This window comes from Pseudomonas sp. MIL9, from assembly GCF_016887925.1.
Lineage (GTDB): Bacteria > Pseudomonadota > Gammaproteobacteria > Pseudomonadales > Pseudomonadaceae > Aquipseudomonas > Aquipseudomonas mohnii.
The window spans coordinates 313,748-332,237 of the sequence record NZ_JAFEHE010000020.1 but is presented as its reverse complement, the minus strand read 5'-3'; the positions used below and the strand labels follow the sequence as shown (position 1 = coordinate 332,237).

The window sequence follows — 18,490 nt, the reverse complement described above, 5'->3', positions numbered from 1 at the left end:
TGCTCTCCTAAGAATTCGTTACGACTAGCGAAATTGCGCGAGGAACCGCAAGTCGTTGTCGAAGAACAGACGCAAGTCGTTCACGCCGTAACGCAGCATGGCCAGACGCTCAACGCCCATGCCGAAGGCAAAGCCCGAGAACTCTTCCGGATCGATCCCGGACATGCGCAGCACGTTCGGATGAACCATGCCGCAGCCCATCACTTCCAGCCAGCCAGTCTGCTTGCACACACGGCAGCCTTTACCGCTGCACATCACGCATTCCATGTCGACTTCGGCGGATGGCTCGGTGAACGGGAAGTACGAAGGGCGGAAACGCACGGCCAGTTCTTTTTCGAAGAACACCCGCAGGAACTCTTCGATGGTGCCTTTGAGGTCGGCGAAATTGATGTCGCGATCGACCAGCAGGCCTTCGACCTGATGGAACATCGGCGAATGGGTGATATCCGAGTCGCTACGATACACACGGCCTGGGCAGACGATGCGGATCGGCGGCTGCTTGGATTCCATGGTGCGGACCTGTACCGGCGAGGTATGGGTGCGCAGCAACATGTTGGCATTGAAATAGAAGGTGTCATGCATCGACCGGGCCGGGTGATGGCCTGGGATGTTGAGCGCTTCAAAGTTGTGGTAGTCGTCTTCGATCTCAGGGCCTTCGGCAATGCCGTAGCCAATATGGGTAAAGAACTGCTCGATGCGTTCCAGAGTGCGAGTAACCGGATGCAGACCACCAGAGGTCTGACCACGGCCAGGCAAGGTCACGTCAATGGACTCGGCAGCGAGTTTGGCGGCCAGATCGGCCTCTTCAAACAATGCCTTGCGCGCATTGAGAACATCTGTGACACGCTCCTTGGCAACGTTGATCAGCGCACCGACTTGCGGACGCTCTTCTGCCGGCAAATTCCCCAGGGTCTTCATCACCTGAGTCAATTCACCCTTTTTGCCAAGGTAGTGAACCCGGATTTGCTCCAGGGCATTGATATCTTCAGCGCTTTGCACAGCCTCTAGAGCTTGCGAGACGAGCGCATCCAGGTTTTCCATGTACAGACTCCAGATACAAAATAGGGGAAGAGCTTGAAGGCTCTTCCCCTATTTATGACGTTTAACACCTGGCCCCACAGAGGTGAGACCGGGTGACTGTCGGGGGTACTTAAGCCAAGGTGGCTTTAGCTTTCTCGACAATCGCAGCAAACGCCGCTTTTTCGTTCACTGCCAGATCAGCCAGAACCTTACGGTCGATCTCGATGGACGCTTTTTTCAGGCCGGCGATGAAACGGCTGTAGGACAGACCGTTGATACGTGCACCAGCGTTGATACGAGCGATCCACAGAGCGCGGAACTGACGTTTTTTCTGACGACGGTCACGGTAGGCGTATTGGCCTGCCTTGATTACCGCTTGCTTGGCAACACGGAATACGCGCGAGCGAGCGCCGTAGTAGCCTTTAGCAAGTTTCAGAATTTTTTTGTGACGTTTACGGGCAATGACGCCACGCTTTACACGAGCCATGAGTTACTTCCTCTATTCTTGACTAAAATTAACGAAGGCGCAGCATGCGCTCGACTTTTGCCACGTCAGACGGATGCAGCAAGCTGCTACCGCGCAGTTGACGCTTACGCTTGGTCGACATTTTGGTCAGGATGTGGCTCTTGAAAGCGTGCTTGTGCTTGATACCGTTAGCAGTTTTCAGAAACCGCTTAGCAGCACCACTTTTGGTCTTCATTTTTGGCATGTTCGGATACTCCGCATTCAGTTGATAAACATAATCAGAAGGCCTGCCGTGCCCTGTTGATTACTTCTTCTTTTTCGGGGCGATGACCATGATCAGCTGGCGTCCTTCCATCTTAGGATGCTGTTCGACCGAACCGTACTCGAGCAAGTCACCTTCAACTCGCTTGAGGAGTTCCATCCCCAGCTCCTGGTGGGCCATCTCACGGCCGCGGAATCGCAAGGATACCTTGGCCCTGTCCCCGTCACTCAGGAAACGTACCAGGTTGCGCAGTTTTACCTGGTAATCCCCTTCCTCCGTCCCTGGACGAAACTTGATTTCTTTAACCTGAATCTGCTTCTGGTTTTTCTTGGCCGCAGCAATCTGCTTCTTCTTTTCGAAGATCGACTTGCCGTAGTCCATCAGTTTGCAAACAGGGGGTACTGCATCGGCAGAAATTTCCACCAGATCCAGTTTGGCCTCTTCAGCCTTAAGAAGCGCGTCTTCAATTGACACAATCCCAAGCTGCTCGCCTTCAGCCCCAATTAACCGAACCTCGCGTGCCGAGATATTCTCGTTGATCGGGGCTTTCGGTGCAGCTCGTTTATCTTGTCTCATTTCACGCTTAATAATAATTACTCCGAATCTTGGCGACCACGCCGGGAAACCGCTTGCGCGAGGAACTCAGCAAACTGGGCGACGGGCATCGAGCCCAGGTCAGCACCTTCGCGAGTACGCACAGCGACAGTCTGCATCTCGACTTCCCGATCTCCGATAACCAAGAGATAGGGAACCTTGAGCAAGGTATGCTCGCGGATTTTAAAGCCGATCTTTTCATTTCTCAAGTCAGACTTGGCACGAAACCCGCTTTCGTTGAGAGTTTTTTCGACCTCGGCGGCAAAATCTGCCTGTTTATCAGTGATATTCATGATCACTGCCTGAGTCGGCGCCAGCCATGCAGGGAATGCACCCTCGTAGTGCTCGATCAGAATTCCGACGAAACGCTCGAAGGAACCCAGGATCGCCCGATGCAACATCACCGGATGCTTGCGGCTGTTGTCTTCGGAGACGAATTCGGCACCCAGTCGGACTGGCAGGTTAAAATCGAGCTGCAGGGTACCACACTGCCAGACACGACCCAGGCAATCTTTCAGAGAGAATTCGATCTTCGGACCGTAGAACGCACCTTCGCCCGGCTGCAGATCGTACGGCAAGCCTGCGCTATCAAGGGCTGCAGCCAATGCAGCTTCGGCGCGATCCCACAACTCGTCGGAACCGACGCGCTTTTCCGGACGAGTGGACAGTTTCATCTCGACATCTTTAAAGCCGAAGTCGGCGTAAACGTCCATGGTCAGCTTGATGAACGCAGCGGATTCGGCCTGCATCTGCTCTTCGGTGCAGAAGATGTGGGCGTCGTCCTGAGTGAACGCACGAACGCGCATGATGCCGTGCAGGGCACCCGATGGCTCGTTACGGTGGCAGGCACCGAACTCGGCCAGACGCATTGGCAACTCGCGATAGCTCTTCAGGCCCTGGTTGAACACCTGCACGTGGCAAGGGCAGTTCATTGGCTTGATGGCGTAGTCGCGGTTTTCCGACTGCGTGGTGAACATGTTGTCGGCGTAGTTGGCCCAGTGCCCGGACTTTTCCCACAGGCTGCGGTCAACGACCTGGGGAGTCTTGATCTCCAGGTAACCATTGTCGCGTTGAACCTTGCGCATGTATTGCTCGAGCACCTGGTACAGCGTCCAGCCGTTCGGGTGCCAGAACACCATGCCTGGCGCTTCTTCCTGGGTGTGGAACAGGCCCAGACGCTTGCCAATCTTGCGGTGATCGCGCTTTTCAGCTTCTTCAATACGCTGGATGTACGCCGCCAGCTGCTTTTTGTCAGCCCATGCGGTGCCGTAAACGCGCTGTAACTGCTCGTTCTTGGCGTCGCCACGCCAGTAGGCGCCGGACAACTTGGTCAGCTTGAAGGATTTCAGGAAACGGGTGTTCGGCACGTGCGGACCACGGCACATGTCGACGTATTCTTCGTGATAGTACAGGCCCATTGCCTGTTCATTCGGCATGTCCTCGACCAGACGCAGCTTGTAGTCTTCACCGCGAGCCTTGAACACTTCGATCACTTCGGCGCGCGGAGTGACTTTCTTGATGACGTCGTAATCTTTTTCGATCAGCTGCTGCATGCGCTGTTCGATGGCGGCCAGGTCGTCCGGAGTGAAAGGACGCTCGAAGGCGATGTCGTAATAGAAGCCTTCGTCAATGACCGGGCCAATCACCATTTTGGCGGTTGGATACAGCTGCTTGACCGCGTGGCCGACCAAGTGGGCGCAAGAGTGGCGAATGATCTCCAGCCCCTCTTCATCCTTTGGCGTAATGATTTGGAGCGTTGCGTCGCTGTCGATGATATCGCTGGCATCGGCCAGCTTGCCATTGACCTTACCGGCCACTGTGGCCTTGGCCAGGCCCGCACCAATGGATGCTGCGACCTCGGCGATGGATACCGGGTGATCGAATGAACGTTGACTGCCGTCGGGAAGAGTAATAGTTGGCATGGCGCCTCCTCTCCTAGTGGTGACCCCTACCAAAGGTCACGTGGGTTGGGATGAGCCAGTACAAGATCCGATCCAGGCCATTCACTGACGAACGCCTGCCTTACAGCGGCAGGAGCCTTGCGGCCAACCGGAAAACCGAACCAGAGTGACTGGGATTCAAATCAGGGTTATTCGTGCGCCTGCCGCAACCGGGACTGAAGGTCGACCGGAGCCTGCAAACGTCCGAGCCAGGCATGCTAGCACAGATGAATGGTCGTCGCGGTACAGAGCTTTACCGACGGGGTAAATCTTACGTTTTTATGCCAGAGTGCTGAACTTGATCCCCGCTTTACCCCTCGAACATCAAGTCATCGACCCACAAAGGAGCATCCTCGGCATGCGTCTGAATCGTTTATTCGCTGTAGTCGCACCCATCGTCCTGCTGTTGCCGCTGGCCGCCCACGCTGAATGGCCCAAAGGCGCGCGCGATAAATACATGGCTCAGTGCGTCCCTGCGGCTGCACAAGGGATCGGCGACCCTGCGGCCAAGGCCCACTGTGCTTGCGGTGCCGATGCAATCAAATCGTACCCCGCCAAAGATCTTCAGGCCTTGATGGACAACAAGGCCAGCAATGAACTGCAACAGCAGGCCCTTACCCAGATTGCCAAGTGCAAGGCCGACAATCCGACGCAAAAATAAGTCCGTTCAAGCTCCAGAAAGGCATTTTCAGCCAGCAAACAGCCCCTGAAAATCGCTTTTTCGGACATTTTATGCAGGTTTTACAGCTTTTTTTATCACCTTTACTTTCAGCTGAAAGCCTTTTAAATCGGGGCTTTCAGCGATATCAGCCAACAAAGAGTGTGCGACTGTAGGGCAAACAGCACCCGTGGGGGGCTCCCAAAGCGAACATTTCGACTATGATACCCCGGTGTGCCCAGTTGGCCTGAGCAGCACAGTACTACTGAAAATATATGTTTCTTGGAGATACACCATGTCTAATCGCCAAACCGGCACCGTTAAATGGTTCAACGATGAAAAAGGCTTCGGCTTCATCACTCCTCAAGGTGGCGGTGACGACCTGTTCGTACACTTCAAAGCTATCGAAAGCGACGGTTTCAAAAGCCTGAAAGAAGGCCAAACCGTTTCCTTCGTGGCTGAGAAAGGCCAAAAGGGTATGCAAGCTGCTCAAGTTCGCCCAGAGTAATTTCCAGGCGCACTAAAAAAACCCCGTCCATGTGACGGGGTTTTTTATGGATAACGCAAAAGTTGGCGATCAGCCGCAGTTCACGCGAGTCACGACTTTATTGGCGTCGGTGCTCAGGTTGAGGCGATCGGAGCGATACTCCAGCGTCACCATGTCATTTGGCGACAGAAACCGCGCATTCTGTGCGCCCGCACGCTTGCGCGCCTGCTCCAACAGTTCAGCCGAAGCCGTTTTGCCCAAGGTGAATTCGGCCGCTTTCGCTTCGCAACGGCTGTGACCCGTGTCAGTCGTCGTTACAGGGTCAGTTGCCGAATCGGTAGCGGCAGTGCTGCAACCGGCCAGTGTGGCAACGGCCAACAGAGCACCCAATGACGCGAGCTTCCAAGGCATGAAGCCTCCTTTTTCGATAGTTAAACTGAATTTGTGCGACCGCCAATCCGGCGCTTGGTTCATCGAGCGTTCTGGCAGCAAGACCGCCGCCGCAGACAAACGGCAAGTTTGCCTGAGCGTTGCCCTACCCTTCATGCCTCAATCGTGACTGAATATGAGCGGGTCAATAGACGTCGATGTAATCGAATGCCGGCTTCGGCCAGTTCTGCTTCAGCGCATTGAAGATTTGCATGACCCAGACCTCGTCACTGGCGGCGACCCGTCCGACATAGCCTGAACCCTTGGCCCAAGTCTCCAGGCGAAACAGCAACCCGTCGATATCGGAGCCGCCCACGACCCCCGATGAAATATAGGCGATACCGCCCTTGGTCACCCGCAACTGGGTATGCTCATCATCGCTGGCGGCGGCCAGCAGCTGACGCACCGCCTCAAGGGTCAAGCCATCAGGCGTGTTCAAATCGATCTGCACAGCGCAGTCCTTGAAAAGTCGTTAAAGACCAAGTGTCGCATAGCCCTCCATTGATGCCTAAGTCGGAGTGCCAAACGTCCTGCAAAATGGTTAACTCGGCACTCAGACCTTCCCGACCGCACGAGCACCACAATGACCACCGTAAGCATCGACGCCGCCATTAACGCCAAGTGGTCAGAGGGCCACAGCTCTTATAGTCCCGGCAGCCCGGAAGAGCTCGCAATCATCGGTATCGATTTACTGGTCAAGGAACTGGGCACCGAAGCCGCCCAATCCTTTATCCAACAGATTTTCGAGAAATACCCACCCCATCAGGGCGGCGGACATTCCGAACGCTCGTAAGGATTACTTCAGGCGGGCCAGGCGTTCGGTCAGCAGATCGAAGAATCCCTGGGCGTCGCCGCTGTCCACCCAGAACGCATTCTTCGGTGCCCCTAGGCCGTTATGCCAGTCGACAATGGTTTGACCGAAGGTCGGCCCCTCGCGACTGTCGACCACTACGTTGACATGGCGACCGCTGAACAGCTCCGGCTTGAGCAGGTAAGCAATAACCGTAGCGTCATGCACGGGGCCACCCGGGATACCGAAGTACTCCATATCGCCCTTGATGTACTCACTCAGAATATCGCCGACCAGTTTGCTGGCATTGTTATCCAGCGCAGCGATCTGCTGCAGGCGCGCATCACTGGTGAGGATCTTGTGGGTCACATCCAGCGGCAGGTAAGTCAGCCTTGCACCACTCTTGAGTACAACCTCGGCAGCGTGTGGATCGGCGAACAGGTTGAACTCCGCGACGGGTGTGATGTTGCCGCCGTTGAAATGCGCACCGCCCATGATCACGACGTCCTTGATGCCCTGGACGATTTCAGGTTCCTGGATCAGCGCGAGCGCCAGGTTGGTCTGCGGCCCCAGCATGGCGATGGTGATGCTGTGGGGCCTGGCCGCCTTCAGGGTGTCGATGAGGAAGTCGACCGCACCGTCCTTGGCCAAACCTTTCTTCGGTTCATACACGAGGACACCCGACAGGCCCTCCTTGCCATGAATATCTTCGGCATGGATCGGCGTGCGTTGCAGCGGTGTCGGTGCCCCGGCGTAGACCGGCACGTCCTCGCGCCCCGCCCACTCCCGGGCCAATCGTGCGTTGCGTGACGTCTTGTCCAGCCGAACGTTGCCAGCGACTGTGGTCAACGCATGGATATTGAGTTCGCCCGGCGATGCCAGCGCAAACAACAATGCGATCACGTCGTCAGCACCGGGGTCGGTATCGATGATCAAGTCGATCTTTTCCACAGCCTCAACGCTGCCTGGGTTAATCAGGGACAAAAGCAACAGACTCCGACGCAAGAAGTACAGTTTCCGAGTATAGCGACACATGGCGCATGCCCTGTGCAGGACAGAAACAGAGAAACCAGGCGATTCAGAACGTCACACCGGCGACCAGGACGATATTGCAGTAAGGCTGGCATTCACCGGTACGAACAATTGCCCGGGCTTGCCGGCTGAGGACTTTGAATTGTTCATGACTCAGCAGCTCACGCCGGCCAAGCGCGCCCTCGGCGTTCAGCTTGTCCAGCGCGACCAGTGCCGACGGCTTTTTCTCCAGAATCTCCTGCGCCAACACATGGCTTTCGACCTGCATTTCACTGAGCACAACGTTCAAGGTGCTGATGAAATCCGGAATGCCGTGGGTCAAGGCCAGGTCAATCAGCTCGACCCCCGGAGGCACCGGCAACCCCGCATCGCCGATCACCACTTTGTCGCCGTGGCCCAGCGAAGCAATCAGCCGCGACAGCGCGACGTTGAGCAAAGGTGTCTTTTTCATGGTGTATTAAAAACCTGTACATCGGACAAGGTGGGAATGGAGGGCTGTGCGCCAGCACGGGTGACCGACAGCGCCGCGGCGACCTGCCCGAAACGAATCGCTTCAGCCTCACTTTGGCCTGACGCCAGTGCGGCGGCGAATCCGCCGACGAAGGTATCGCCGGCCGCGGTGGTGTCAACCGCCTTCACCGCTGGCGCCGGAAAATGCTCGGAACGTGTGCCATCGTTGAACAGCGCGCCATCGGCCCCAAGCGTGACAATCACTTTTCCGGCCCCCATCTCGATCAATCGGTTCGCGGCTGATTGCGCCGATTGCCGAGAGTCCACCAACACGCCACTCAGTGCCGACGCCTCGCTCTCGTTAGGAATCAGATAGTCGATGTTCGCGTACCAGTGCGCCGGTAACGGGCGGCTGGCCGGGGCTGGATTGAGGATCACGATCTTGCCCAGCTCTCGACCACGCTTGAGCGCATGACCGACCGTCGCATCCGGCACTTCCAGCTGGCAGATGATGACGTCGGCCGATTGCAGCACCGAGTCGAAGCAGCCGATCACGGCTGGCGTCAGCAAACCGTTGGCACCGGCGACGATCACGATCGCGTTCTGGCTATTGTCGTCGACCACGATCAACGCCACGCCACTGGAACCGTCTACGGTGCTGACCGCCTGACAATCGATCCGTTCGGCCAACAGCGCTTCGCGCAGCTCCTTACCGTAGGCATCGCTGCCCACACAGCCGACCATCGACACCTGCGCCCCGAGTCGCGCGGCGGCCACGGCCTGATTCGCACCCTTGCCGCCGGAAACCGTGGCAAAGGATTCACCAATCAGCGTTTCCCCGCCCCGCGGCAGCCGAGGCGCGCGGGTGACCAAATCCATGTTCAGACTGCCTATTACCACTACTTTTGCTGGCATACATCACTACTCATTCGTTCTGTTTCAGCGATATTCGGCAAACACGCCCGCCAGTGGCGCGGTCGATTCACGCATCACGATGCTGGGCGTCACAATCCGTTGCTCAGTGCTCAGTTGCGGCGTGGCGATCCGTCGTAGCAGCACTTCGGCCGCCATCTCGCCCAACTGCAGGATCGACTGGCCGACGGTGGTCAATGCCGGATAGACATAGCGACTCATCTGGATGTCGTCGAAGCCGATCACCGACAACTGTGTCGGTACGCGAATGTTGCGCTCGGCGGCGGCTCGCAGCACACCGATGCCGATCATGTCGTTGGCGGCGAAGATCGCACTGGGCGGATTGCGCTCCAGCAGGATCGCGGCAGCGTTGTAACCGCCGGTACTGGTGAAGTCACTTTCCAGTATGCGTTCGCGTGGCACCTCGATACCTGCGTCCGTCAGTGCACGGCAAAATCCGGCCAGACGCATTTGCGCCACACTGGTGGTGGTCGGCCCGCTGATGGTGGCGATATCCCTATGCCCCAACTCCAGCAGGTGTCGAGTCGCCAGATACGCACCGTATTCGTGGTCGATGCGCACCAGGTCCACATCGACACCTTCCAGACCCCGGTCGACGATCACCATCGGTGTACGCACGCCCGCCAGGCCTTGGGCCAGACTGCTGTCACCGCCGGCCGACGCGACGATCAGCCCGTCGATGCGTTTTTCCAGCAATACGCGCAGGTAGTTGCGCTGCTTGTCCGGATTGTCGTCGGAGTTGCAGAGAATCACGCAGTAGCCATTGCGCTCACAGTAATCCTCGATGCCCCGCGCCAGTTCCGCAAAGTACGGGTTGAGGCTGTTGGGCACCAGCAAGCCGATGGTTGCGGTGGTTTTGGCCTTGAGGGAACGGGCCACGGCGCTGGGCACGTAGTCGAGGGTCTTGATGGCAGCCTCGACTTTGACCCGAACTTCCTCGCTGACCGGCCGGGTTTTGTTCACCACATGGGAAACCGTGGTGTAGGAAATGCCCGCAAGTGCCGCTACATCCTTGATCGTTGCCATGACTCAGGCCCGCCGACTGGCGCGCTGACTGCGGTAGGTATCGAGCACCACCGCCACCACGATCACCGCGCCGGTGATGATGCGCTTGGTCGGTTCGGTCGCGCCGATCTGCGCCAGGCCGGCCGCCAGCACGGAAATGATCAACACACCAAAGAGCGTGCTGATCACCGAACCACGGCCGCCCATCAGGCTGGTTCCGCCGATGACCACGGCCGCGATTACCTGCAGCTCAAGACCGGAACCCGCATTCGGATCCGCCGCCTCAAGACGCGAAATCTGGAACAGCGCCGCGATACCGGCCAACAGCCCCATCAGACTGAACACCAGGACCTTGTAGGGCTTGGGATTGATCCCCGCCAGACGAACCGCCTCTTCATTGGTGCCGATGCCAATCAGGTAGCGACCGAACACCGTGCGGGTCAACACGGCCTGGGCGATGAAAATAATCAGCAAGGCAATGATGAAGGACGGCGAAATACCGAAGGCGATCGGGTTGGACAACCAGGCAAAGGCGTCACCGATATAGGCCGTGCGCGAACCGGTCATCTGATACGCCACACCGCGCGCCATCTCCAGCACGCCGAGTGACACGATGAACGACGGAATCCGCCACGCCACGGTAATGGAACCGGTGATGGTCCCGGCCAATGCGGCGGCCGCCATGCCGAGCAGCGCGGCGGGCAGGACACTCCAGCCCCAGCCCAGTGTCGCCACGCTGACTGTCGACGCGGCCAGCGCCAGCACCGAACCGACCGACAGGTCGATGCCACCGATAATCAGCACGAACGTCATGCCGACCGCGAGGACCATCAAGTCCGGAATCTGGTTGGCCAGCGTGCTGAAGGTATCGTAAGAAAGAAAGTGGCTGCTCAGGAGCGAGAACAGGACCACCATCGCCAGCAAGGCACCGGCCAGGCCCAGGTAAGTGCCGAGACCGTAAAAATTGCCACTGCGTTTGCCGGCGGAAGATGCGGTTTTCATTGAAGATCCCTAGGCGCTGCTTCGGTGAGCAGCGCATCACGTTTTTGGTAGCCGGCAAAAGCGGCCGCAAGCAAGTCATCCTGGGTCCAGCTGTCGCGCTCGAACGTGTCGATCAGGCGCCCTGCCGACAGCACGCCGATGCGGTCGCAGATCAGCATCAGCTCGCGCAGATCGCTGGACACTACCACCAGCGCCTTGCCCTGCCGAGTCAGTTCGCCGAGCAAGGCGTAGATGTCGAACTTGGCGCCGACATCGATGCCACGGGTTGGCTCGTCGAACAGCAGCACCGAGCAATCGCGCTCCAGCCAACGGCCAATCACGACTTTCTGCTGGTTGCCGCCGGACAATTCGGACACCCGTTGTGCAGGGCCGGAACTGCGGATGTGCATGGCGTCGATTTGCCGCTGGGCCAGGGAAGACTCTTCGCCATTGTTGACGAAGCCGCCGCTGGAAATGCGGGGCATGTTGCCCAGCGCAATGTTGGCGCCGATCGATTGCGTCAACAGCAGGCCTTCACCCTTGCGATCTTCGGTGATCAGGGCGATGCCGTGACTGACCGCGTCCACCGGAGAGCGGATGCTGACTACCTGCGCCGGGGAGCCCAGGGCAACGGTGCCGCTGTCGGCGATATCGGCGCCAAAGATCAACCGCAGCAATTCGGTGCGCCCTGCCCCGATCAAACCGGAAATCCCGAAGATCTCACCGGCACGCACCTCAAAGGACACGTCGCGAACCTTGTCGGAGCGGGTCAGCCCCTTGACCGTCAGCGCCGGAGCGCCGATGGTGCGCGGCCCCATGTCGATGTGCTCGCCCAATTCACGGCCAACCATCAGGTTGACCAACTGTTCGCTGTTGTAATTGGCCATCGGCTCGACGCACACCAGGTTGCCGTCGCGCAGAACTGCAATGCGCTGCGCCACCCGGGCCAACTCTTCGAGGCGATGGGAGATGTAAATAATCGATACACCCCGGGCCTGCAGGCGTGTGATCTGCTCGAACAACATTTCGACTTCACGCGCCGTGAGCATCGCCGTGGGTTCGTCGAGGATCAGCACATGGCAATCACCGATCAGGTTGCGGGCGATCTCGACCATTTGCTGATGACCGATACCCAGCTCTCCGACCGGCGTGTCCGGATCGATTGCGTCGAGACCGACCTGCGCCATGGCTTCAATGGCGGCCTTGCGCAGTTGCTTGCGGCTGATCCAGCCACCATTGTTCGGCAGATTGTCGAGAAACAGGTTTTCTGCCACCGACAGGGTCGGCAGCAGGTTGAGTTCCTGCATCACCATACGTATGCCCAGGTCTTCAGCCTGGGTCCGGCTGCCAGGGCGATAATCCTGCCCCTGAAACTGCATCTGGCCGGTGGTGGGTGTGACCAGGCCACCAATGATCTTCGACAGCGTACTTTTACCGGCGCCGTTCTCACCGGTCAGCGCCAGCACTTCACCGCGCATGAGCGTCAGGTCGATGCCGGTCAGGACCGGTTGGGCGTAGGTCTTGCCGATACCGCTGACCGAGAGGACAGCGTTCGGGTCGCGAACGGACATAAAAACTCTCCATGCGCTCGCCCGGACGGGCGAGCACCTTTGTGTCGCCAAGGGCTTATTTGGTAACCAGCTCTACCGGGGTCTCGATCACGCCATTGGCACCGATGTCGACTTTTTCACCCTTGATGATCTTGAGCGCAGTCTCGATGCCGAACACCGCTTGCTTGGCCGCAAACTGGTCGGCAGTGGCCAGGACCCGACCATCCTTGAGCATCGGCTTGATGGCGTTGATATTGTCGTATCCCACCACTTGCACCTGGCCGGCCTTGCCTGCGGCACGCACGGCAGACACCACACCCACGGCCATGCTGTCGTTGCCAGCCAGCAGGGCTTTCACTTGCGGGTACTCGCTCAGAATCGAAGCGGCGACTTTATTACCCTTGTCGATTTCCCAGTCACCGGACTGTACGGACACAACCTTGACCTGCGCCGCTTCCATCGCGTCCTTGAAGCCTGCAGTACGAGCCTGGGCGTTAGTGGTGGTGGACACGCCTTCGATGATGCCGACTTCATCACCGGCCTTCAGCTGTTTGGCCAGGTACTCGCCGACCAGACGCGCACCTTTGCGGTTATCCGGCCCTACGAACGGGACATTGATGTTCTTGCTTTTGACGACGGCTGGATCCAGCTGATTGTCGATGTTGATCACGGTAATACCCGCATCAACGGCTTTCTTGATTACCGGCACCATGGCTTTTGAGTCAGCGGGGGCGATGACCAGCGCATTGACTTTGGCCAAGATCATTTGCTCGACAATACGTGTCTGGCCGGCCGTATCCGTTTCGTCCTTGATGCCATTGGAAATCAAATCGAACTCATCGGAGTGGCCTTTCTGATAGGCCTTGGCGCCGTCTTCCATGGTCAAAAAGAATTCGTTGGCCAGGGATTTCATCACTAGCGCGACTTTTGGTTTTGCAGGCGTCTCGGCGAAGGCCGAAGAAACAGGCAGCGCGACGGATGCGGCAGCCAGCATAGCGACAGCGAGAAGGCGTCCAGCGAATGGCAGCTTCATGGGTTCACTCCGATCTTATGATTATTTTGAGCAATGCTTGCGCTGGCGTTTGGCTTGATGGCGCCCGGCGATGGATTTAACTCATCGATGACGCCGCGCAAACGTTTGCGTAGATCGGACTATGCGAACCCTGCTGACATTTGTCAACGACCACGACGCGCTGAATAGCGCGGCAGCCGGCATTCACCTCAGACCGTTGTATTGACTACCGATCCAGTGCTGCTGCCCTTGGCCATTTCTTTGATCAAGCTGGCGCTGACTTCCAGGAGGGCGCTGTTGGTTTCCGCGATCTGCCCTTGAATGCCTGACACGATGGCTATCTTGGTTTCCGGCGTGGAGTAGCTCGCTGCCTGAGCTGCCGCCAGTGTTTGCTGCTGCTCGCGCAACTGTTGCTGCAGCTCTTTCAGACGCTTGAGCAAGACTTTCACGGCGACACTGGTGTTATCGTCGGCTTCGGACTTCTGAGTGTCTGCGCTTTTGTCCAAACCAACAGGACCGGTCCTGACTTGTTTGTCGTCATCCCCCTTCGTGCCTAGCGCTTGAGCAGCGGCATCGGCCGTCGCATCACTCAGTGCACGAAGCGTCGTGGCTGACTGTCCACCAATGATGATGCCCGCCGCGTTTGGAATACCTACAGATAACGACATGTGAACTCCTGAAATAAATCCGTTGAAAGAGCATCGACCTGAAGGCGAGTTTCTTTAGCAATGATTCACATTTGTGAAACTGGGAGAGTTCAACAAGGCTGTCGGAGAGCCGAACACGGAAGCTGTAAAAAATCGGAAAACCGGACACGCAACGGCCATCGCGCGCCGACAGATCGTTTAATTCATTAAACAAATCAGACAGTTAAGCCATTTTCCCCACTCAAAGAGTGTCTGGTACAGATCCTGCTCTTGATCCGACACCCCAAGCGTTCAGATTCGTTTGGGGCACATCTAGATGAACTTGCATCTGCACCGTCACCCCTAGAGAGAAAAATAATGACATCTGCTTTCAAGACCTTTGTGCCGGGCGCCTTGGCCCTCCTTCTGCTTTTGCCGACCGCTCTTCAGGCAAAAGAAGCTGAAACCCAACAAAAACTGGCAAACGTGGTCATTCTGGCCACCGGTGGCACCATCGCCGGCGCGGGCGCCAGCGCCGCCAACAGCGCGACCTACCAAGCGGCAAAAGTCGGAATCGACAAATTGATCGCCGGCGTACCCGAACTGAGTCAAGTGGCCAACGTTCGCGGCGAGCAGGTCATGCAAATCGCCTCCGAGAGCATCACCAACGAGAACCTGCTGCAATTGGGCCGTCGCGTGGCCGAATTGGCCGACAGCAATGACGTCGATGGCATCGTGATCACCCACGGCACCGACACCCTGGAAGAAACCGCCTACTTCCTGAACCTGGTGGAAAAAACCGATAAGCCGATCATCGTCGTCGGTTCCATGCGCCCGGGCACCGCGATGTCCGCCGACGGCATGCTGAACCTGTACAACGCCGTGGCCGTGGCCAGCAGTAAAGATGCGCGGGGCAAAGGCGTCCTGGTGACCATGAACGATGAAATCCAGTCGGGTCGCGACGTCAGCAAAATGATCAACATCAAGACCGAGGCGTTTAAAAGCCCTTGGGGGCCGCTCGGCATGGTGGTCGAAGGTAAATCCTACTGGTTCCGCCTGCCGGCCAAGCGCCACACCATGGACTCGGAATTCGACATCAAGACCATCAAGAGCTTGCCCGATGTTGAAATCGCCTACTCCTACGGTAACGTGAGCGACACCGCCTACAAGGCACTGGCTCAGTCAGGCGCCAAAGCCATCATCCACGCCGGCACCGGCAATGGTTCGGTCTCTTCGCGCGTGGTTCCAGCCCTGCAGGCTCTGCGCAAGGACGGCGTTCAGATCATTCGCTCGTCCCACGTCAACGCCGGTGGATTCGTCCTGCGTAACGCCGAACAGCCTGACGACAAATACGACTGGGTCGTGGCACATGACCTGAACCCGCAAAAAGCCCGCATCCTGGCCATGGTCGCCCTGACCAAAACCAACGACAGCAAAGAACTGCAACGGATGTTCTGGGAATACTGATTCGTCCTCGCCTGACCGGTTCCGGTCGGGCACTGCTTCACCACTCGCCGATGTTTGGCGAGTGGCTCACACCTCTCCTGACAAAAAACGCCCAGCGCCCTAGACCAAACCGAAAAAAATGCTGTCAGAGGATTTTCTTGAATTTTAAGCAGTTGCGAAATTGCCTACAGTTAAATACTGTATGCACGTACAGCTTAATAAGGATAATTCTGTGGACACCACCTCCGCCCCACATGACGCCTATGTACGCATGGGTCTGCGCGTTCAGAAAATCATCAACTCCCCGACTGCCCAAAAAGCCAAGGCCGCACTGATCTTCCGTCTTCCCGATGAGCCGGTGGATGAGTGGGAGCGCCTGCTTGAAGAAATTGACGAGAACGACAACGTGACCCTCGCCTATCGCGACGATGGCGGCGTGCAGATTTTTTGGGTAGTGCCGAAGGAAGACTGAGTCAATGAGTGTCCGCTGTTTTGCTTTGCTGTTGCTGCTGTTCGCCATGGGAGCCCAGGCGGACGCACCACGCACCTTCAACGAAGCCAAGAAAGTTGCCTGGAAGCTGTACGCCCCACAGTCCACCGAATTTTATTGCGGCTGCAAATACACCGGTAACCGGGTGAATCTTTCGGCCTGCGGTTATGTGCCGCGTAAAAATGCCAAACGCGCGGCGCGCATCGAGTGGGAACACATTGTTCCAGCCTGGCAAATCGGCCACCAGCGCCAGTGCTGGCAGGAGGGAGGCCGCAAGAATTGCACGCGCTACGATCCGACCTATCAGAAGGCCGAGGCGGACTTGCATAACCTGGTGCCGAGCATCGGGGAGGTGAATGGCGATCGCAGCAACTTCAGTTTCGGCTGGCTGCCGGAACAGCCTGGCCAATATGGCTCGTGCCTGACCCAAATCGATTTCAAGGCAAAGAAAGTCATGCCGCGCCCCTCCATTCGCGGCATGATCGCCCGGACTTATTTCTACATGAGCAAACAGTACGGCTTGCGCTTGTCGAAACAGGATCGGCAACTGTACGAAGCCTGGGACAAAACCTATCCGGTCCAGGCCTGGGAACGTCAGCGTAATCAGAGCGTGGCGTGCGTGATGGGGCGCGGTAACGAATTTGTCGGGCCGGTAGACATGAAAGCCTGCGGTTAAGCGCTTTGCGAAACGAACAAGGCCTCGGGTTCAACACCCGAGGCCTTGTCATTTTCAGACCGCCGAAAAACGAGTCACTGTGGACATCCTCCAGGAGGCACCACCGGACATCACCCGTAAAATGGATCGTTACTGAGCTGTCGGACGCTCAAGGAGCAGCACTTCAACATTCTGTTTCTTCGCACGGACGATGGCCGCGTTCACCTCGGCCTGTTTAGCCTCGGCTTCGGCTTTCGAACTGTAAGGGCCCATCAGAATGCGGACCTTGCCGTTCTCCTTGACGACACTGGACATGAAACTGTGTTCGATCAACCAGCCGCTGAGGTCGCTGACAGCCTGAGGCGTTTCACCTCGAACCTCGAGATCCCATTGAGGACCCGAGGCCTGCACTGGAGCAGCGGCCGTTGCCGGCACAGGCTTAGGTGGTTCAACGCGCTTGCCCTCACCGCATCCCGCCAGCGCCAGCACTGCCATAACCAAGACCATTTTGCGCACAGCGTTTCCCTCTGAATGCCTAAAACGGCGATTTTATCATTCATGAATACTTCTCGAGTGCCGCAAAATGGGCTTAAAACAACGAGAATGATGGATGCGGCCTCTGTATAGTTACGCCTTGGGAATTAATGCTGCATCTGCACGTCAGAAAGAGGCACCCAAACTTTGAGACTTCGCACTAATCTATACATACCACCGACCTCTGCACTGTCCGAATCAGGTGCCCCACAAAGCAATCAAGGAGAAGACCATGCTGATACTCACCCGCAAAGTCGGTGAAAGCATAAACATTGGTGATGACATTACGATCACCATCCTGGGCGTAAGCGGCCAGCAAGTCAGGATCGGCATCAACGCTCCAAAAGACGTTGCGGTGCATCGCGAAGAAATTTACCAGCGCATTCAGGCCGGTCTGACCGCCCCCGACAAACCGCAAACCCCCTGAACCCTGCACCGTCAGTAGCCAGCCCGTTCGCTCCGGAACGACGGCTGGCTAAAGATTCAGGTGTCACCACAAACTCCGCTCAGTCGCTGATCTGGCTGATTCAGGCCAAGTCGCAGGCCAGGACGGCCAGATATTCTCGCCGCCCCCCCCAACGCTCAACCATAGACCACCCCCCGCGCCATGCCCGTGGCCGCCACGATTATCAGCAATACCAGCAGCGCTTCGATGTGACTGGCCCTGGCAAACAGCTTCGCACGCCCGGTGTCGATTGCGGTGCCGCGCGCCAGCGCGATCCGCCATTTGATCAGCGTGATCATCGGCGCAATTTCCAGCAGCAGGATGATCACAAACAACGCCATCTTGAGGTGGAACAATGGTTGGTGCAGATAGTAGTCCGTGCCTTTCTCGTAGCCACCAAAGGCTCGCATCCCGCCGCTAACCAGTAAAATCAGGGCCGAAATCCCCCACAGGTTATCGGCAAGCAATACACTGCGCACCTCCCCCGTACCAGCCATCAAGCGCCGAAATGCCGTGCCACGGGCCAGGACCGCCGAAAATGCCAGCGCAACGGCCAATAGGTGAACTACTGCTAGGATCCAGTGAATCAGCATCGAGAAACTCCTGTCAGGACGAAGTTGAAACAGCCTGTCAGTAGTAGCCCATGAATCGATGGATTGCGCCGCCTTGCAAACTCTCGACATTC

At 57.4% G+C, this 18,490-nt stretch carries 24 protein-coding genes; 7 read left to right on the top strand and 17 right to left on the bottom strand.

All coding sequences use genetic code 11. The features are described from left to right. Positions 1 to 24: 24 nt before the first annotated feature. The 5 genes from pheS to thrS all read right to left on the bottom strand — a co-directional run bounded on the left by pheS (position 25) and on the right by thrS (position 4,264). Positions 25 to 1,041, bottom strand: coding sequence for a phenylalanine--tRNA ligase subunit alpha (pheS, locus tag JQF37_RS21190; RefSeq protein WP_130206937.1), 1,017 nt, complete (start codon positions 1,039 to 1,041; stop codon positions 25 to 27). Between the two features lie 109 nt (positions 1,042 to 1,150). Further along, positions 1,151 to 1,507: a 50S ribosomal protein L20 gene (gene rplT / locus JQF37_RS21185; RefSeq protein WP_007905879.1), complete on the bottom strand. Its 357-nt coding sequence runs from the start codon at positions 1,505 to 1,507 to the stop codon at positions 1,151 to 1,153. Positions 1,508 to 1,535: 28 nt separating this feature from the next. Beyond that, a complete protein-coding gene (gene rpmI, locus JQF37_RS21180) occupies positions 1,536 to 1,730 on the bottom strand; it encodes a 50S ribosomal protein L35 (protein ID WP_002553160.1) in 195 nt (64 codons plus the stop codon). 60 nt (positions 1,731 to 1,790) lie between these two features. Continuing rightward, positions 1,791 to 2,342, bottom strand: coding sequence for a translation initiation factor IF-3 (gene infC, locus JQF37_RS21175; RefSeq protein ID WP_172435341.1), 552 nt, complete (start codon positions 2,340 to 2,342; stop codon positions 1,791 to 1,793). Next, positions 2,342 to 4,264: a threonine--tRNA ligase gene (thrS, locus tag JQF37_RS21170; protein WP_047531159.1), complete on the bottom strand. Its 1,923-nt coding sequence runs from the start codon at positions 4,262 to 4,264 to the stop codon at positions 2,342 to 2,344. The genes infC and thrS overlap by 1 nt, the downstream gene beginning before the upstream one ends. Positions 4,265 to 4,640: 376 nt before the next feature. On the opposite strand from thrS, the gene JQF37_RS21165 reads away from it, so the two are divergent. Next, the gene (locus tag JQF37_RS21165) at positions 4,641 to 4,943 is read left to right on the top strand and encodes a hypothetical protein (protein ID WP_130206939.1); all 303 of its coding nucleotides are present in this window, start codon (positions 4,641 to 4,643) and stop codon (positions 4,941 to 4,943) included. A 292-nt stretch (positions 4,944 to 5,235) separates the two neighbouring features. Continuing rightward, positions 5,236 to 5,448: a cold-shock protein gene (locus JQF37_RS21160; RefSeq protein ID WP_003179963.1), complete on the top strand. Its 213-nt coding sequence runs from the start codon at positions 5,236 to 5,238 to the stop codon at positions 5,446 to 5,448. 69 nt (positions 5,449 to 5,517) lie between these two features. On the opposite strand, the gene JQF37_RS21155 is transcribed toward JQF37_RS21160, so the two are convergent. Both JQF37_RS21155 and JQF37_RS21150 read right to left on the bottom strand, forming a co-directional pair. Then, entirely contained in the window at positions 5,518 to 5,838 is a 321-nt protein-coding gene (locus tag JQF37_RS21155; RefSeq protein WP_047531166.1) for an I78 family peptidase inhibitor, read from the bottom strand. 163 nt (positions 5,839 to 6,001) lie between these two features. After that, entirely contained in the window at positions 6,002 to 6,307 is a 306-nt protein-coding gene (locus tag JQF37_RS21150; RefSeq protein WP_130206941.1) for a hypothetical protein, read from the bottom strand. Between the two features lie 132 nt (positions 6,308 to 6,439). Here JQF37_RS21150 and JQF37_RS21145 point away from each other — a divergent pair, with 132 nt between their 5' ends. Continuing rightward, a complete protein-coding gene (locus JQF37_RS21145) occupies positions 6,440 to 6,649 on the top strand; it encodes a hypothetical protein (RefSeq protein WP_047531169.1) in 210 nt (69 codons plus the stop codon). Between the two features lie 3 nt (positions 6,650 to 6,652). Here the strand turns inward: JQF37_RS21145 and JQF37_RS21140 are convergent, their stop codons facing one another. From JQF37_RS21140 to JQF37_RS21105, 8 genes are all read right to left on the bottom strand, one after another. After that, on the bottom strand, positions 6,653 to 7,681 hold the full coding sequence (locus JQF37_RS21140) for a nucleoside hydrolase (RefSeq protein ID WP_130206943.1): 1,029 nt from the start codon (positions 7,679 to 7,681) through the stop codon (positions 6,653 to 6,655). A gap of 43 nt (positions 7,682 to 7,724) precedes the next feature. Then, on the bottom strand, positions 7,725 to 8,129 hold the full coding sequence (rbsD, locus tag JQF37_RS21135; protein WP_047531171.1) for a D-ribose pyranase: 405 nt from the start codon (positions 8,127 to 8,129) through the stop codon (positions 7,725 to 7,727). Continuing rightward, positions 8,126 to 9,043, bottom strand: coding sequence for a ribokinase (gene rbsK, locus JQF37_RS21130; protein ID WP_130206945.1), 918 nt, complete (start codon positions 9,041 to 9,043; stop codon positions 8,126 to 8,128). Before rbsK ends, rbsD begins: the two co-directional genes overlap by 4 nt. A gap of 24 nt (positions 9,044 to 9,067) precedes the next feature. Continuing rightward, entirely contained in the window at positions 9,068 to 10,087 is a 1,020-nt protein-coding gene (locus JQF37_RS21125) for a LacI family DNA-binding transcriptional regulator (protein ID WP_130206947.1), read from the bottom strand. A 3-nt stretch (positions 10,088 to 10,090) separates the two neighbouring features. Further along, positions 10,091 to 11,068: an ABC transporter permease gene (locus tag JQF37_RS21120; protein ID WP_130206949.1), complete on the bottom strand. Its 978-nt coding sequence runs from the start codon at positions 11,066 to 11,068 to the stop codon at positions 10,091 to 10,093. Continuing rightward, positions 11,065 to 12,618, bottom strand: a complete 1,554-nt coding sequence (locus JQF37_RS21115) for a sugar ABC transporter ATP-binding protein (RefSeq protein ID WP_130206951.1) — start codon at positions 12,616 to 12,618, stop codon at positions 11,065 to 11,067. The genes JQF37_RS21120 and JQF37_RS21115 overlap by 4 nt, the downstream gene beginning before the upstream one ends. A 55-nt stretch (positions 12,619 to 12,673) precedes the next feature. Then, positions 12,674 to 13,630, bottom strand: coding sequence for a sugar ABC transporter substrate-binding protein (locus tag JQF37_RS21110; protein WP_130206953.1), 957 nt, complete (start codon positions 13,628 to 13,630; stop codon positions 12,674 to 12,676). Between the two features lie 188 nt (positions 13,631 to 13,818). Then, positions 13,819 to 14,277: a hypothetical protein gene (locus tag JQF37_RS21105; protein ID WP_130206955.1), complete on the bottom strand. Its 459-nt coding sequence runs from the start codon at positions 14,275 to 14,277 to the stop codon at positions 13,819 to 13,821. Positions 14,278 to 14,613: 336 nt separating this feature from the next. Here JQF37_RS21105 and JQF37_RS21100 point away from each other — a divergent pair, with 336 nt between their 5' ends. From JQF37_RS21100 to JQF37_RS21090, 3 genes are all read left to right on the top strand, one after another. Beyond that, positions 14,614 to 15,702 carry an asparaginase gene (locus JQF37_RS21100; RefSeq protein WP_047531181.1) on the top strand — a complete coding sequence of 363 codons (1,089 nt, stop codon included), beginning with the start codon at positions 14,614 to 14,616 and terminating at the stop codon, positions 15,700 to 15,702. A gap of 181 nt (positions 15,703 to 15,883) precedes the next feature. After that, the gene (locus JQF37_RS21095; protein WP_130206957.1) at positions 15,884 to 16,153 is read left to right on the top strand and encodes a DUF1654 domain-containing protein; all 270 of its coding nucleotides are present in this window, start codon (positions 15,884 to 15,886) and stop codon (positions 16,151 to 16,153) included. A gap of 4 nt (positions 16,154 to 16,157) precedes the next feature. Next, the gene (locus JQF37_RS21090; RefSeq protein WP_090463614.1) at positions 16,158 to 16,847 is read left to right on the top strand and encodes an endonuclease I family protein; all 690 of its coding nucleotides are present in this window, start codon (positions 16,158 to 16,160) and stop codon (positions 16,845 to 16,847) included. Between the two features lie 129 nt (positions 16,848 to 16,976). On the opposite strand, the gene JQF37_RS21085 is transcribed toward JQF37_RS21090, so the two are convergent. Beyond that, the gene (locus JQF37_RS21085; RefSeq protein WP_130206959.1) at positions 16,977 to 17,342 is read right to left on the bottom strand and encodes an SPOR domain-containing protein; all 366 of its coding nucleotides are present in this window, start codon (positions 17,340 to 17,342) and stop codon (positions 16,977 to 16,979) included. 250 nt (positions 17,343 to 17,592) lie between these two features. Between JQF37_RS21085 and csrA the strand changes: the two genes are divergently transcribed. Further along, complete coding sequence (csrA, locus tag JQF37_RS21080; RefSeq protein WP_007938114.1) at positions 17,593 to 17,787, top strand: carbon storage regulator CsrA; 195 nt, start codon at positions 17,593 to 17,595, stop codon at positions 17,785 to 17,787. A gap of 155 nt (positions 17,788 to 17,942) precedes the next feature. On the opposite strand, the gene JQF37_RS21075 is transcribed toward csrA, so the two are convergent. Then, the gene (locus JQF37_RS21075; protein ID WP_130206961.1) at positions 17,943 to 18,398 is read right to left on the bottom strand and encodes a DUF2214 family protein; all 456 of its coding nucleotides are present in this window, start codon (positions 18,396 to 18,398) and stop codon (positions 17,943 to 17,945) included. Positions 18,399 to 18,490: the final 92 nt, after the last annotated feature.

Excerpts from the sequence above, each read along its gene's own strand:
- pheS (WP_130206937.1), bottom strand. The coding sequence starts at position 1,041 with ATGGAAAACCTGGATGCGCTCGTCTCGCAAGCTCTAGAGGCTGTGCAA.
- rplT (WP_007905879.1), bottom strand. The coding sequence starts at position 1,507 with ATGGCTCGTGTAAAGCGTGGCGTCATTGCCCGTAAACGTCACAAAAAA.
- rpmI (WP_002553160.1), bottom strand. The coding sequence starts at position 1,730 with ATGCCAAAAATGAAGACCAAAAGTGGTGCTGCTAAGCGGTTTCTGAAA.
- thrS (WP_047531159.1), bottom strand. The coding sequence starts at position 4,264 with ATGCCAACTATTACTCTTCCCGACGGCAGTCAACGTTCATTCGATCAC.
- JQF37_RS21165 (WP_130206939.1), top strand. The coding sequence starts at position 4,641 with ATGCGTCTGAATCGTTTATTCGCTGTAGTCGCACCCATCGTCCTGCTG.
- JQF37_RS21160 (WP_003179963.1), top strand. The coding sequence starts at position 5,236 with ATGTCTAATCGCCAAACCGGCACCGTTAAATGGTTCAACGATGAAAAA.
- JQF37_RS21155 (WP_047531166.1), bottom strand. The coding sequence starts at position 5,838 with ATGCCTTGGAAGCTCGCGTCATTGGGTGCTCTGTTGGCCGTTGCCACA.
- JQF37_RS21145 (WP_047531169.1), top strand. The coding sequence starts at position 6,440 with ATGACCACCGTAAGCATCGACGCCGCCATTAACGCCAAGTGGTCAGAG.
- JQF37_RS21140 (WP_130206943.1), bottom strand. The coding sequence starts at position 7,681 with ATGTGTCGCTATACTCGGAAACTGTACTTCTTGCGTCGGAGTCTGTTG.
- rbsD (WP_047531171.1), bottom strand. The coding sequence starts at position 8,129 with ATGAAAAAGACACCTTTGCTCAACGTCGCGCTGTCGCGGCTGATTGCT.
- rbsK (WP_130206945.1), bottom strand. The coding sequence starts at position 9,043 with ATGCCAGCAAAAGTAGTGGTAATAGGCAGTCTGAACATGGATTTGGTC.
- JQF37_RS21125 (WP_130206947.1), bottom strand. The coding sequence starts at position 10,087 with ATGGCAACGATCAAGGATGTAGCGGCACTTGCGGGCATTTCCTACACC.
- JQF37_RS21120 (WP_130206949.1), bottom strand. The coding sequence starts at position 11,068 with ATGAAAACCGCATCTTCCGCCGGCAAACGCAGTGGCAATTTTTACGGT.
- JQF37_RS21115 (WP_130206951.1), bottom strand. The coding sequence starts at position 12,618 with ATGTCCGTTCGCGACCCGAACGCTGTCCTCTCGGTCAGCGGTATCGGC.
- JQF37_RS21110 (WP_130206953.1), bottom strand. The coding sequence starts at position 13,630 with ATGAAGCTGCCATTCGCTGGACGCCTTCTCGCTGTCGCTATGCTGGCT.
- JQF37_RS21105 (WP_130206955.1), bottom strand. The coding sequence starts at position 14,277 with ATGTCGTTATCTGTAGGTATTCCAAACGCGGCGGGCATCATCATTGGT.
- JQF37_RS21100 (WP_047531181.1), top strand. The coding sequence starts at position 14,614 with ATGACATCTGCTTTCAAGACCTTTGTGCCGGGCGCCTTGGCCCTCCTT.
- JQF37_RS21095 (WP_130206957.1), top strand. The coding sequence starts at position 15,884 with ATGCACGTACAGCTTAATAAGGATAATTCTGTGGACACCACCTCCGCC.
- JQF37_RS21090 (WP_090463614.1), top strand. The coding sequence starts at position 16,158 with ATGAGTGTCCGCTGTTTTGCTTTGCTGTTGCTGCTGTTCGCCATGGGA.
- csrA (WP_007938114.1), top strand. The coding sequence starts at position 17,593 with ATGCTGATACTCACCCGCAAAGTCGGTGAAAGCATAAACATTGGTGAT.
- JQF37_RS21075 (WP_130206961.1), bottom strand. The coding sequence starts at position 18,398 with ATGCTGATTCACTGGATCCTAGCAGTAGTTCACCTATTGGCCGTTGCG.